Source organism: Neobacillus sp. SuZ13 (assembly GCF_030123365.1).
Classification (GTDB): Bacteria; Bacillota; Bacilli; order Bacillales; family Cytobacillaceae; genus Neobacillus.
In genome coordinates, this window is record NZ_CP126107.1 from 4,087,190 (window position 1) to 4,101,666 (window position 14,477).

Here is a 14,477-nt window from a genome sequence, read left to right on the forward strand (position 1 = left end):
TTTCATGAGCGCTTCTTCATATTTCCTACAGCAGTTTTTCTTCATCGATGAATTCTTCCATCCATTTTGACTTGCACTTACCCCAAGGCAAACGATTGGTAGAACCTGTTGATGATTTCCAAATGTTGACGTCGTCTTTTTTTCTAAACTTTGTGAAAGGTTGTACTTAATCTAACCTTCTACGTTATTTCAATAACATGCAGGGGTATGCGGTGAATCTTTCTCATTTAACAGGTTAATAATTCTTTTTTTGAAACAATACGCCATTCATGTGCTACAAATTTTTCTATATAGTCATTGATACTAATTTCCTCTAATTCAATTGCAAGTGGATGCGGTGATACATAGCTTTCATTTGTCTCATGATTTAGGGTAACTTTTACAAACAACCTCAATCCATTATGAAATCTTGAATCAAAATCTGGGGATCAATAATATCTCCTTTAACAGGAACAAGAAAAAGTTACTATTAATCTATTAATACGGGATCTTTTATAGTATCTTCATGTGGAGAGTGGGTGGTTCCTTTGTTCTTCTAGATGGCAATTTACTCGTTCGAGAAAAGTTGTAGGGATAGAGTTTTGGACAAATAGTCTCATGGGACAAGGGACCTGTTCCCTCGTCCCATTATTCGGGGAAAACATTGAAGTAAAAGGAAATGACAAAAGTATACTCAAGTACAAAGCGGTGATTATGCTTGGTCCCCCCTATGATCAGAGTTCATATTTACAAAGGGGTAGGAGATCAATTAAATTTTAGAAACGTTTTCTGCTTGAGAGCCACGTTGTCCTTCTAGTATATCAAATTGTACGCGTTGCACATAAAACCATCACCAGTAATCTTTACTATTGTTATGTAAATAAAATAAAAAATGGTTTCCTGGTCTGGAAACCATTTTTGTAGTTGACGATATGGTGTTACCAATTCGTTTTTCTCTTTTACGTAAAGAAGATAAACAATTACTATTCACTGTCTCAGTAGATGTAAAAAATTCTTAAAGATAGAGGTGAGATTGATTATTTTTTCTTCTAGAAATAATGACTTAAATAATAAATTGTATACCTAAAACAATGAAAGCCCTACCTCTCTTTCATCCTTACGGCTCCTTGTCCGTGCCAGTGTGAATCAGGATTGCAAAAATCAAGTGACTATTTTATCGAGTTATTTGATGAGGTTGTAGAAATAACAAAAGAGGTTAATGCTCTAAAGGTGAGTTGGAGAAGTTGAATGTCTTTGAAAAGATTTACTTTTAATAATATTCCCAAAAAATTCAGGATATTTTCGGGAGATGTAAAACATTATCATAAATTAACCTTAACAGAAACTTTTTATTTGATTTTCAGTAATCCCATTAATTAATCCCAGTTCACTAATCAAAAATTCATGTGCTGTATCTAACATTTTTTTTTCGCTTGTATTAAGTGCTTTTTCTTTCTTCATACGCATTAAATCACGTACAACTTCAGTACATTCTTGTATTTTACCTGTTTTTATTTTGTCCGTGTTCACTCTATACCTTTGTTTCCACGGCAGTAATCTATCTGATTCTCCATGATGAAAAATGTTTATGATCTGTTTTAATTCAATTATGTCAGTAACAGGGCGTATTCTTGAACTCAATATTTTACCCGTAGGAATCATGACTTGCATATTACCGATTAACATTTTTATGACATAATACTGTTGTTTTTCCCCTGAGATTTCCTTTTCTTCTATCGCTTTAATTATTCCTACTCCGTGCATTGGATAAACAATGTTATCGCCAATTTGAAACAAATAATCCACCTCCATATATTATAACCTTCTTAACCTTAACATACCTATTGTTTTTTATCAAATTTCTAATAATATCATAAATTTATTTTCAGTGTCAACTACTTTTACTTTAAAAATCAAAAAAAGCAAAAACAATAGGTATCGTGTTGATTACCAATAAAGGGAAGGTTAATTTTCCCGCGTATATTCTGAAACCTCTACTAACCTTAATAGTATTATTCTATATAAAACCTACCTGCACAAATAACACAAAAAGCGACTGCCTTGTTCATTGATAACGTTTACGTATATATCGGAAAACCCTGACTTTTATGATTGCATGACCAAATATGCCTCTGATATTTGTAATGGTAGACCAATCTCAGGTTTCTTTAATGAGTTTACTGAAACAATTCGGGAGTATTCCCTATAGCCAAATAAGGTGAATAAAAAATGCTTGGCAATATGCTAAGCATTTTTTCATGGTGGTCTAAGATTAATTGTCCACCATTAATTTTACATTGATTTTTAAAATAACGTCATGTGCAAAATTAAATTAATATTTAATTAAAGAGCTTAGCACGAACCATCTCTAACAGCAGCCACCATAACCCATGCCATAACCAGGATAACCTCCATAGCTCATACCGCTTCCAAAGAGATGTCTTTCCATTTTATATCTCCTCCTCAAATTGTTTCAAAAATAGTGTATGTGCCCATTTTTAAAGAGGAATAGATATTTGCCTATTTGTATGTGTTATTATTTTATTTTCGGTATAATGACAACTCCTCATTGTACTAGTGTTAATAGGACAATAAGCATCAGTGTCCTATTTTACTGTCTTTTTGTTTAAACTAGCTGCCACATTAGCACAAAAAGAAAATGAGCGCCGCAGCAACTCATTGTTAAACTCTTGCTACCCGTTAGAGTTCAACAAGAAAAATCTGTATCAATGACAGCTCTGATCTTAATACAGATAGGTAAGGGTTTGAAGTTATCGCTCCCTTTTCCCCCCGTCCACACCGTACAAGCGGCTTTCACCGCATACGGCGTTCCAACTATACCAATCCACTTTAACCATAACACTGTTAAGTATTGTGATACTTAATGTGTTTCATTTCTTCCGTTTCAATAAGTCGGTGCCTCCCGTGGGAGGTAAACCTCTTTTAGTCATACGAGAACCTTATTAACCGATAAAGAATTGCCTTGCATGATTAAAGGAATCTTCAATAGTCTTGTGGCTATCCCTCCATGTTGATTAGACATTTCATCGGTACTGTGCCACTACTTTCACTGATATAAAGAAAAGTTATACGGCAACTATTATCATTATCGCTTTTCTTTTCAACGCTTCGTCGGGAGTAAGCCCTCCACGTTATCAGTTTACAATGTTGAATTATATCTATTATAGAATGAACTTAGGTGCTTCCTTTAAGCCTGTTAGCCGTTCATATGCCTGTAACATATCATGGACTTTCATATGAGTTATTTTTACTCATCCACTGCTAACCTCACGCTATGGCGATATACACATTTCTATGTATTGTGCTTGTAGACCCGTACATTCAGAAGTTCGTCAGCTTACCCATATCTTGTAGGTTTATTTGCATTCTCACCATATTCATTCAACTCAAGCATCATGAATTACACCACTCCATCGAGTAGGCTTTCGGCAGCCGAACTGCTACGGTAATTTCTCACGCCTTTTCGCCGAGCTTATAACACTATCATTCTTACTAAATTAAATGCTATTCGACTTAGAGAGAACCCTTCAGGGCGTTACCCCATCATTTGATTCTTCGATATAACCCTTCAGTTCCGACAGGAACTGTCTGACCTTTACCTGAGCATTGTGACCAATCTCAATTTAAGCCGGAAACATTTCGCACAACTCAAGCACCCGTTTGTTTAAGTGTAGTTCTTCACAATCTTTAAATTAATTTAACGTAAAGTAAAATTCTTCTTGGAAAAATCGCAAGTGAAAAATCGAAATTATTCTAAATTAGACTTTACATCTAATCTTAAAACTGATCATCTTTTTATAAATCAGAAATTCATATCTCTTGTTGAATTGGTAAATAATATCCAAGAGGTGACAGGATGGAAAAGGATAAATTAAAACTCACATCTTCCGAAATAGGAACTTTGTGGGGAGAGTATGTAAATGGAACAGCCGTTGATATTGTAAATAGATATATGATTTCTATTATTGAAGATGAGTCAATAAAAGCCATTTTTGAGGATGCTATCAAGACGTTTGAAAAACAAAAGAATCAAATCATAACTTTTATGGAGAATGAGGGATTTCCAGTTCCGATTGGATTTACTGAATCTGATCTTAATAAAGGTACAGAAAGATTGTTCACTGACATCTTTTGCTTAAATTATTTAAATATTATGACTTTACACGGTTTGCTAGGACACTCCACTTCATTAGGTGTTTCTGTCAGAGAGGACTTAAGGTTTTTTTACGACTCGTGCGATAACGATGGGAAAAGGATGTATCATCAAACAATTGATTTATTGCTTGAAAAAGGAAGTTTTCAGAGGGACCCTTTATATTATCCTGCTGAAAACCCTGAATATGTTTCCAGCAAAGATTTCGCAGATGGATTTTTTGGAAAGGGTAGAATGTTAGCCGCGACAGAAATCATAAGTATTTCTTTCAACCTAAAAAAAAGTATTATGGCAAAAACTCTTGCAATTGCATTCAGTCAAGTCACACAAACAAAAGAAGTAAGAAAATTTTTAGAGTATGCTGAAAAAATAGCTGATCAACAAATAAAAGATTTTTCAAAAATTATGCAAACTGATAATTTACCAGCTCCGAAGTCGTGGGAGACTGAAGTTACAACTTCAACAGACTCTCCTTTTTCCGATAAGTTAATGCTGTATCATACTGGTTTCTTATTCCAAGCTGCACAAGCGTATCACGGGGCAGGTTTAGCATCTGCAATGCGAACAGACCTAGTATCTACTTACGAAAGCACCATTCTACAAAATCTTATGCTTACTAAAAAGTGGTTTAATATTATGGTGCAAAATAAATGGTTAGAACAACCTCCACTTGCACCTAATAGAAAAGAAATTGCAAAAGAAAAATAACTAAAAATGCCCTTCCCAATCGGTCGGGCATTTTAATTTTTAGAAAAATCATTCTTCCACTATACTGCCCCGTTAGTTTAAGTGAAGGTATTCACAAAGTTCATAAACAAGGCACCCATTAGACTATTTAAAAAATTCCGGTGTCCCAGATAATTGGTACAAATCCGTACTAGTTTAACACATTGTAACAATATTGGTTGCAATGCAACAAGTTGTAAAAAGAAATAAAAAATGCTAACTTTTTATCTTTTAAATACATAATTGGGATTAAGGTCTAAATCAACAACTCGCGTTAGCGAGTGTTTTTACGGAAAGATGTTATTCCACAGTCTTTTTGTTCCAATTCAATTATTTGAGGTACGAATTTTAGTGCCGATTTTTGCTTGTTTTAATTAATATTAAAGGAAATTATCATGAAAAGCTTAAACAATTAAAAATTTGAGCTTTTTCGTTGGTTTTAGTGCTTTTTATTATGCCTTTACCATAAGAAATACGATTCATCTTGTTTATCTATACTTATCAAAACAGCACAATTAAAAAACTTAAACAACTTCATTTCCGCGCAGAATTAGATATGAACAATGTTACCGTCACGTCGGTCTTTACAGGCGGATTATCTTTTTATTATTTAGTAAATCATTTTAAATGTGATATAACTAATATTAATAGGACATCCATTTCAAAAATGGGTTTCGTTCTTAGAACCACAAGGTCTGAGCTGCATTTAAATACCGGCACTTTAAACTAATTCACTAAAAAGTAGAATAAACTAAGTTGTATCGGTGATTTATAGCAATCTTTTATATTAAATACCGGCACTTTAAACTAATTGATGATGTAAAACCTATTGTTAACACGAATCACATATATAGAATTTATTATTTTGTTAACGAATGAAAATAAAAAACGGCGAAACCGCCGCTTTTTATTTCTTATTAGGTTTTCGACCACTATTGCTTTTTCTTTGTTGATGTTGTTTAAATTGAACTTCAATGAATTTAGCATATTCATTTTGGTCATCTGGAACGTAATGTGTGTCGTATCTTTTTAGCACTCGTGGATGCACCATATGTAAAACACTATCGCCTTGAATATCTCGTTTGATAATTTTATTTTTTTCAAGAATGTTTATATATTCGTTAATTGTTGTTTCATGAACTCCAATAATTTCGGCTATTTCTTTCTGTAAAAGGTGTTCCAATTTACTTGGGTTCTCTTCGTCAAGCAGGCTGTCTGCCAAGGATTGGCTTTTGTACAACATATTATGAGTTGGGTTCCAAACTAAGTAAAAGGTTTGAAAATGAACATATGGAAGGATCTTATAAAGTACACCAAGTGCGTTTCCAAGATTTTCATTTTCGACCATCTTGTTGAGTTCATTTTTATTTAATTGTACAAAACTTTCATGAATAGATTCTGCCATTGAATGAAACTTCTTATCCACATAATAAAGTATTATTCTTCTATCTTTTGGGTCCTTCTCCGACTTAATGACTTTTAAATCGACAATTTTTTTCAAAACGTCTCGACATCTCCTCTCTCCAAGACCAAGCACTTGTTGTATTTCAACTTGTGTAATTGCCTTTCCTCTTTTATTTACCAGCAGCCCGTCGCTTTTCCTTGTTAATTTACTGAGCAATTTAACAACTGAAGTTGCAATATAAATATCCATCTTTTTCGAAACTTCTTTAATATTATTAACCTTGCAAGCAATGAATATTTCGGGTTCTATCCCTTTTTCATAACTTATTGCGCGCCTTGCTTTTGCATATTCTTTTTGTGCTTGTTTCTTTTTTATCTCATTATATTTCTTTAGTTCATCGGGATCGATAATTAAAGAGTTTGGTTTAATTTCTGCTTTTAATTCTCCGGTTCCCTCATTTACTAGTAAACTAGGGTCTTTTCCTGTTCTGATAATCATGATGTAATCCCCTTATAAATTAATTTTTTATTTTAGGGGCAATTTAAAGTAATTTATTAAAGGATTCCTTGCTTTTTATTGGAAATAATATGTATAGTCATCGTGTAGTTAACCCATTTGGGTTCATTACTTCAAATTACCCTATCAGGTGTGGTACTTCTTATTTCGCATACAGGAAAGTACCACTTTTTTTATTCGTTTACATTTTGAACCTTTTTTTATATATAGAAAATATTTTTCTTTTAATCTCAATTCCTCGTATTTTATAATGCTTTAATCCCTCGTGCCGAAGTTCGCCTTTACGGCACCATCTTCGTATTGTTTCTTCATGAACACCAATTATATCAGCAATTTCCTTTGGTGAGTATACAGCTTGATTATCAATTTTTGGAAAATATGTTGGGAGAATCCTGCTGGAATCTCCTGTGTTTAATGGGTCATTTTTATAGTCATCATAGGTCACGCTGTCTCACCTCCTTTACGATAGCATCCAGCGCAGCTATTTCTGCTTTGATATCAGACATTAAATCTAGCCGTTCTTCAGTAGTCATTTTTAATTCACGTGCTGTTTTCCCTCGTATAAACTGTAGTCTGCGTTCGAGTTCTTCTTTTCCTTCTTTAGCAATCCCAATCCTATCTTCAATACGTCTATTTCTTTCTTTAACACTTTTAAGGATCGACTCATCGACAATTTCAACGTTAATTGGGCTTGTTTCCGAAACTTCTATAAACTCCAGAATTCCGTTTTCTTCTTTTTCCTTTATTGCAGAATCGATATAGCAGCCCATTTCTCTTTCCCAAGCTCCTAACAAATCTAAATTCCAAGGGAAATTAAGCACTCTATCGATAACTCTATAATATTCTTGGATGGTAATATCTTTGGTATAACTACCTTTAACACCTTCAGCTTTACGACTAATGTTATGACGCATTTGAATTTCCCCAGCTCGGTTCCTTACCATTGAAAGCTCCATTTCTAATGGCATTTTTTCAATAAGTTCTCGCAAAGAACGGCGACCAGTTTTTAATTCGAGACCTTTGCGTTTTTTTTCTGAAAGAAATTCAAATTCCCACTTAAAACGGCGCATCCAATCAAGCCGAACTGTATGTCTCTCCGGATCTTTAACATTTGGTCTAAACAAATAACCCTTACCTCGTGATTTTTGATGATTATAAAGATAATCAAAAAATTCGTTCAGTAAGGTTACCAGCTTTGGTACAATTAATGTCCCAAAAAACTCATGCGAATTTGATAAAGCCATTTTGGAAGCGTGAGAAGGTAATTGTAAAAATCCATAGCCCTTACTATTAGTAGCGATAAAACCATCATCACCCAATGAGAAATATTCAATCCTCAAACTAGCCATTTCCTCTGGTCGAATTCCAAGTAAGCAAGATAACATCCAGGATACTTTTCTTTTAAAGCTTTCGTAACTTTGGTCGGCTATGTGCATATCATCAAGACGTTGATAGACTTGCATAATCTCTCTTCTAGATAAAAAGACTTTGTCTTTTTCGTTAGAAGGATTTCTCGACGGCTCAGGAAGTTCGTTTACGATTTTGAGTAATTGATTCCGTTTGACAATGTACTTCTTCGCTACTTCATGTTCTATCATCCATGTTGGATGCTCTTCCTCCAACCTCATCAAAAGATACATAACAAATGGGTGTATGATTTGAGTCTGTGTTGTTATTGTGGTTTTCTTTAAAGAGTTGTAATAGGCACGCAAGTCTTCTACTGTTAAATCGTAAAACCGAAGATCCAAAACCGTCGGGTCGAATTGTTTTAGTTGCTCTTCCGACAAAGTTTTAACAATACCGGATTCAGCGTCCATGGTTTTAATGCCACAACGACCACAAATAGCTCTAAATAAAAATATGGATAATTTTTTCCGAACATTAACGCCTGTTATTTCAGGCTTAATAAAACCTTTTGAATAAAATGTCTTTTCTTCCCATTTTATTTTTGAATCCTTAGAACGGTATTTTATATATTCATCAATGATATCCAGTTGATGGTCCTTAGACAGATAGTTCCACGACGCATTGTTCTTTACCCAATCGGCTGCAGTTCTCGCTTTCTTTTCACTGAGTTCTTTCGCTGCTTTGTACTGCTTTTCAAGTAATTTAAAATCCCAAAAACGAGTCCCCTCTAAATGATCGGGCTGTGTAATGAGCCCCTTTGTTTTATACTGCCAAAGATTTGTTTCTGTAGCATTTAGCATTTCAGCGCAATCTGGAAGGGTTAAATACTCTAGCTTACTTTTGTCCAAATCCGCATATTTAATCGACCACTCGCTATAATCCCATTTTCGAGAATATTCCTGAATATACTCATCCCAATCTCCTCTTTTAAGTTGCACTAAGAAACGTTCATAGGAAATTCCTAATACTAATGCTGCTTCTTTGGATTTTAAAACAATTCCTGAGATTTTCTCTGCTGTTGTTTCTACACGTCTTTTAATATTAGACTCTTTAACTCTTTCAGTAATTTTGATAATCTCTGGCAACTCCGATTTGATGAAAAATATTTTATTAGCAAACCCGAATTCATTTTTAAGATCAACACCAGCCTTGAAAGCCAAGTCATTGTAATGACCTTTTTGAAAATATTTTTTCAAGGTCTCAGATGACACTGAAACTTGCTTTTCTACTTCTTCAACACCAATTAATTCTCCATGTTGCTTTTTAAGCTCATCTAAAGTTGGTAATAGTTTCATAATAAGCACCCCTTTCTCAAACATTGTGGTCAAATTTTTTAATATGTATGTATAATACATTTTTTAGAATTGTAAAAATATTTTCGGCTCAACATGTGTGTATCTGTGTGATTATGTGTTTGTGTGTTTGTTGTATTTTACGGGTTCTATACCTCTTCGGAAAACTCACAAATCACACAAACTCCTACAAATAAATTCGAAACGCGTTGTCATATTGAAGAAAGAAATGTAGGTGTTTGTGCGTTTTTTTGACGAGTCGATTTGATAGGCGAAAATCAGAGGAATTTTATGCAAAATTAATGAAAGTTTATTAATTATTATGTATTCGAACTTTAAATTAATTTATCCGGTTATCATTTCATCCTTTAAAAGATCATATGGTAGGTCAAATAAATTCCTGAACCCGCTACTGTTTATATATAAGGATTTTCCCAAAAATCCTCTTTTTTTTGATATTTTTTCAAAACAAAAAAACACCGCCATCAGACGATGCTTTTATAATAGTTTATAAGACCGTAAACAATATCTCTTAATTCTTCAATTTCCTTATTTCCGGTCTTCGATAATTTGTTGAAGCGATACTCAATTCGTTTAAATTCTTTTTTGGGGTTATACACAGATTTCTCTATAATGGATTCTTTACTTGTTTTAATTAATTCAAAGATATTTCCCTTTGAGCAACCGCTGCTGCAATTCCATGAAGTATCAACTACATTCATGATAGCGTGTGATTCGCATTTAAAACACGGAAAGGTGATAGTTTTTTCTTTATTGTCATAAAAATAATCTATTTTACTATCTTTAAAAAATGACAGAGAAACACGTTCCTTACTCATAAAACTTCTTTAATCCTGCCCGTCTACGCGAAGCCCGTATGAACGTCTTGAAATCCTTGCCCATAATAATGAACTTTCCACCAAAAGAATAATGCGTTATTTTGTTCTGTCGGCACCATCTCCTAACACTTTCCGCATTCATGCCCAACATGTTAGCTATTTGTTCAGGATTTAACACAGCGTCATCTGATACAAGGAAACTCTCATGAATATCCTCTACTTCTTCTGCTAAAAAATCAGCCATTATTATCAGCCTCCTAATAAGCAATAAAAACAACATTTTGGATGTCATAGTTTTTAATTGCATTTTTTAATAGTTTAATTTTCTAAAATATTTCTGATAATTAACCTTCTATTAGTAATGGCAATCTTAATCGTTTGTGTTTCAGAATAAGTTTTTCTAAGTGCCTAAGATTTAGTTGTTCACCTGCCGAATGAAATACACCAACTATTTTCCAGGAATTTTTTCCATTTTTGGATAAATACACATCACAATATTCCCCGTCAACTATAGCTGCAACAAATTTATCAGCTATCCATATACTTAATAAATTAAATGGATATTTTACTAATTTTGGCTCATCAATAAAATATGCATCTTCAAGTTTCATTTAATTCACCTCATAATATAGTATATCCACTTTTCAAAAAATTATTTTAATATATTAAATTCAATTCAACTAATATATAAAAGCATAAGCAACACCTTTTTTCATCTTTAAATAAATAGAAGTAGCATTCCGTTCCGGCACACTCGCCAGACATTTGCTAAATCCTAGACTTCAGCTAATTCTTCTGGTTAGTTTTATTTAATTTTGAAAGAACAAATTTAAGGGCTGTTGATTTTAATCAACAGCCCTATCCTATTCTTGATCATCCAATTTCAACTTACCTGGTCTACTTCATCAATTGAAATAATATCTAAAACATACTCCAATGCTTTAATTTGACCTGCATTATACATCCTATAATTCTTATTAGTCTGAGATTTGAGCCATTTTAACCGATTTATTATATCCTCTTCAACTAATTCAAATAATACCTCATAATCTTCTAATTTAAATTTCATTTAATTTTACCTCACTTTAATAATATTATTTACCATTCTTTAAAATGGTATGTAATATGGGGAGGCATTGAATTATTTTCCATCTCTATTTATATAATATGTACGAAACTATTTTTTATACATAAAAAAGAAATAATTTATTACTATACTTAATCTTTTAAAACATTTAATCGGTTTAAAATAGAATTTAAAATAAATAATATCAAAAACTCCATTTTAAAAATTTGATAGTGACCATATCTATTCCTTTCTCTTTATTCTCCTATTTTTTCTCTCAAATTTCCTACCCTAAATGCCATTTGCATATTCCCCTCTCCCCCTGCTACCTTTGGGATAGAGGAGGTGTTTATTTGAAAGGTTTCACTTTATATCAAATGCTGTTAGCATCAGCGAAGTCTCGAAACTTACTTGAATTGAAATTGGATTTGTTAAATTTAAAGCATACCGGAATATTGTTTTTCACTGAAGATATCCTGCTATTAAATCCGGAAGAACGATTTGAGGTTTATCATTGTGGTTCGCCTGGCAGTATTAAATTCCGCAATGCATTCCCTATTGTTAAACATGAATTTATTAACTCTAAATGTAACACGGAAAATTATACAGCATTTTTAAAGGATAAACATTTTGATTATTACCAAGAGGAAGTGAGTGATGATTCAATAAAGTTATTTCAAAACTGTTATATGGGGCAAGAGTACGTGTGGATTTATAAAGACAATTGTTAACTTGGAGAAATATAAATGAATACACCCATGATAAACAAAATATTGACTATGGTGGTCTGTTTGAAAGAGACTGTGATCATTATAATACCGGGAGTGGAATCCATTATATAGAGTGGGCTAAGACTCACAATGAGCCACAGGTCATTGTGTCGGGAATAAAGAATCCTCGTATTTCTGGGATAGTTGATGTGATTGATTGGCTTAAGGAATTACCGGCAGGAGTTACTTTCTGGATTGACACCTTTTCATAAGGACAGGAACCTAACAAAATGAGGAATCTATATGATTGAAATGAATTTAAATAAATGGAAATTGGTCTTATTAAATGTACGACATTATACAAATGAATCATTAATCGAGGGAGAATTATTATTAAATGGTTTTTCATTTATATCGGCGTGGATTTAGGATTTATTTTAGCTCAGATTTAAAAAATATAATAAAACCAGTTGGGGCGAAGCACTCATTAAGTTTTCTAAAACATATTGAAAAAAGAATTTATAAAAATCGACTTTATATTGTTTGTGGTAATTGGGATGAGATTAGATAAAAGGAGCAGCCGCTCCTTTTATTTTTTAAGAGAAGCCATTTTACTTCAAACTTTAGACACCCTGGATGATCTTATATTCATCGCATGAAAAATAGTATCTAATATTCGTTGCTTATTATACTTCCAAATACATCATCTAGCCCAATCTTTAACCTGTACCTTGACTAGTGGCTCCTATCAATTCCGGAGAATAAATAACATCACCCCATAATTCGTCATTCCGCTTTTTATAAACATACTTCGGCGAAAATTTCGATTTCATAATCTTTAAATTTCCTATTGTTACGAGCAGTATACATATAATATTATTAATATTAAAAGGGGTGGAAAAATATTGAAATTAGATGAAGTCGCACTAAAACAATTAGTACCATTCATAAATGAAGTATATTATCGTACAGGTCCGCAATTAATAGAATTATTTAACAGATTTGGTTCTAGAGACATATATGGGAGAGGTTTCCCTTCAAGAAAAGATTATACATTTGATAAACTAACTCAAATTAATGAATCAAAACAACTTGAGCTATTCTTAAATGAAATCGTTCATTCTAGAACATACCTCGGAACTGACATTGATATCCATTCTGTTTTTATTGAACCGATGAATGAAATTATTAAGTATTGTGGGTACGGATACGAAAAAAATGAACAAGATGAATTTATTATAATAGGAGGAGGATTAATTCCTGATGAAGCAATCGATATACAAACATCTTTTGAAAATATACAACGGGACATACTTCAGCATCTAGACCAAGCGCAATTTACCATTTGGGTATCCGTTACATGGTTTACTGATAGCGTTCTTTTTGAGAAATTAAAAGAAAAGGCTTTACAAGGAGTTAATGTGCAAGTAATTATTAATAACGATGATATCAATACCAGAGCTGGTCTTGATTTTGAATCATATTTTGAAACATACAGGATAGATGGATTTGGAGTTTTTCAAGATAATATTTTACATGAGAAATTTTGCGTAATAGACCTAAAAACAATAATAAATGGTTCATACAATTGGACCAACAGAGCCATGTATAACCAGGAAAATATAAATATAATTCATAGCCACACTACTGCTGAAACATATGCAAAGCGATTTATTGAAAGTAAGAAACGATAATAATAACTAAAAGAAGAAAACTCCCACTAGGGAGTTTTTTTTAACCACTTTAAAAGACGAATGAGGTCTTTAATTGCCAATTATTTTGATATTACCACAAGAAAAAAGTCTAACCTTGGTAGAGCCAATCACAACCAAATTAACAGCCTCTTCATTTTGTAAAAAGTAAATCCAAAAGTAAACATCAATTCCTGAACCGTTTTTTAAAAAATTTCATTATAAGCTACTATTAACTGCCATACAAGTATACAATATTCAAATATTGCCATAATAGGAATCAATTATTAAAACGGAAGGATGATTGCATGTATATTGCTATTTACACCAGGGCAGCCCAAGGGACTATTTCAGACAGTCAACTTGATGAATGTATGTTCAATGCAGAAAAATTAGCAAAGAAAATGGGATTTCTCAAAAGAAAAATAAAAGTATTTAAAGATGAAGGATATTCCGGCATGGACATAAAAAACCGACCGGAATTAACACGCTTACGCAGTGAAATAGGTAATGCTCACGTTTCCCATGTCATAGTACCAGATTATGCAAGGCTCAGTCGTAATTTAGCCGATATTCAAATTCTCGTCGAAGAATTTGAGTATCATGATGTTGAGTTAGTGGTTTGTCAATAAATATGAAAAGGAGCGATTGTTCGCTCCTTTTGTATTTCGA

13 protein-coding genes and 1 pseudogene are annotated in these 14,477 nt (G+C 32.9%); 6 read left to right on the forward strand and 8 right to left on the reverse strand.

Translation table 11 applies throughout. The features are described from left to right. Window positions 1-1,314: 1,314 nt before the first annotated feature. Window positions 1,315-1,791: a CarD family transcriptional regulator gene (locus QNH17_RS20075; protein WP_283874649.1), complete on the reverse strand. Its 477-nt coding sequence runs from the start codon at window positions 1,789-1,791 to the stop codon at window positions 1,315-1,317. Between the two features lie 271 nt (window positions 1,792-2,062). Here QNH17_RS20075 and QNH17_RS20080 point away from each other — a divergent pair. Together QNH17_RS20080 and QNH17_RS20085 are read left to right on the forward strand one after the other, a co-directional pair. Then, window positions 2,063-2,196, forward strand: a pseudogene (locus QNH17_RS20080) (YhcN/YlaJ family sporulation lipoprotein); the annotation flags it as partial. Between the two features lie 1,660 nt (window positions 2,197-3,856). Then, window positions 3,857-4,861: a DUF3231 family protein gene (locus QNH17_RS20085; protein ID WP_283874651.1), complete on the forward strand. Its 1,005-nt coding sequence runs from the start codon at window positions 3,857-3,859 to the stop codon at window positions 4,859-4,861. 925 nt (window positions 4,862-5,786) lie between these two features. On the opposite strand, the gene QNH17_RS20090 is transcribed toward QNH17_RS20085, so the two are convergent. From QNH17_RS20090 to QNH17_RS20120, 7 genes are all read right to left on the reverse strand, one after another. Beyond that, window positions 5,787-6,782, reverse strand: a complete 996-nt coding sequence (locus QNH17_RS20090; RefSeq protein WP_283874653.1) for a hypothetical protein — start codon at window positions 6,780-6,782, stop codon at window positions 5,787-5,789. Window positions 6,783-6,981: 199 nt separating this feature from the next. Continuing rightward, window positions 6,982-7,245 (reverse strand): helix-turn-helix domain-containing protein, encoded by a 264-nt coding sequence (locus QNH17_RS20095; protein ID WP_283874654.1) that lies wholly within the window; start codon window positions 7,243-7,245, stop codon window positions 6,982-6,984. Next, window positions 7,235-9,502: a hypothetical protein gene (locus QNH17_RS20100; RefSeq protein ID WP_283874656.1), complete on the reverse strand. Its 2,268-nt coding sequence runs from the start codon at window positions 9,500-9,502 to the stop codon at window positions 7,235-7,237. Before QNH17_RS20100 ends, QNH17_RS20095 begins: the two co-directional genes overlap by 11 nt. Before the next feature lie 482 nt (window positions 9,503-9,984). Beyond that, window positions 9,985-10,338, reverse strand: coding sequence for a hypothetical protein (locus QNH17_RS20105; RefSeq protein WP_283874657.1), 354 nt, complete (start codon window positions 10,336-10,338; stop codon window positions 9,985-9,987). Next, entirely contained in the window at window positions 10,331-10,582 is a 252-nt protein-coding gene (locus tag QNH17_RS20110) for a helix-turn-helix domain-containing protein (protein ID WP_283874658.1), read from the reverse strand. The genes QNH17_RS20105 and QNH17_RS20110 overlap by 8 nt, the downstream gene beginning before the upstream one ends. 100 nt (window positions 10,583-10,682) lie before the next feature. Further along, window positions 10,683-10,949 (reverse strand): hypothetical protein, encoded by a 267-nt coding sequence (locus tag QNH17_RS20115; RefSeq protein ID WP_283874659.1) that lies wholly within the window; start codon window positions 10,947-10,949, stop codon window positions 10,683-10,685. A gap of 272 nt (window positions 10,950-11,221) precedes the next feature. Beyond that, window positions 11,222-11,407 carry a hypothetical protein gene (locus tag QNH17_RS20120; RefSeq protein WP_283874660.1) on the reverse strand — a complete coding sequence of 62 codons (186 nt, stop codon included), beginning with the start codon at window positions 11,405-11,407 and terminating at the stop codon, window positions 11,222-11,224. Window positions 11,408-11,757: 350 nt separating this feature from the next. Between QNH17_RS20120 and QNH17_RS20125 the strand changes: the two genes are divergently transcribed. From QNH17_RS20125 to QNH17_RS20140, 4 genes are all read left to right on the forward strand, one after another. Beyond that, complete coding sequence (locus QNH17_RS20125; protein ID WP_283874661.1) at window positions 11,758-12,135, forward strand: hypothetical protein; 378 nt, start codon at window positions 11,758-11,760, stop codon at window positions 12,133-12,135. A gap of 282 nt (window positions 12,136-12,417) precedes the next feature. After that, window positions 12,418-12,543, forward strand: a complete 126-nt coding sequence (locus QNH17_RS20130; RefSeq protein ID WP_283874663.1) for a hypothetical protein — start codon at window positions 12,418-12,420, stop codon at window positions 12,541-12,543. Window positions 12,544-13,019: 476 nt separating this feature from the next. Further along, complete coding sequence (locus QNH17_RS20135) at window positions 13,020-13,808, forward strand: phospholipase D-like domain-containing protein (protein WP_283874665.1); 789 nt, start codon at window positions 13,020-13,022, stop codon at window positions 13,806-13,808. Window positions 13,809-14,113: 305 nt separating this feature from the next. After that, complete coding sequence (locus QNH17_RS20140; RefSeq protein WP_283874667.1) at window positions 14,114-14,437, forward strand: recombinase family protein; 324 nt, start codon at window positions 14,114-14,116, stop codon at window positions 14,435-14,437. Window positions 14,438-14,477: the final 40 nt, after the last annotated feature.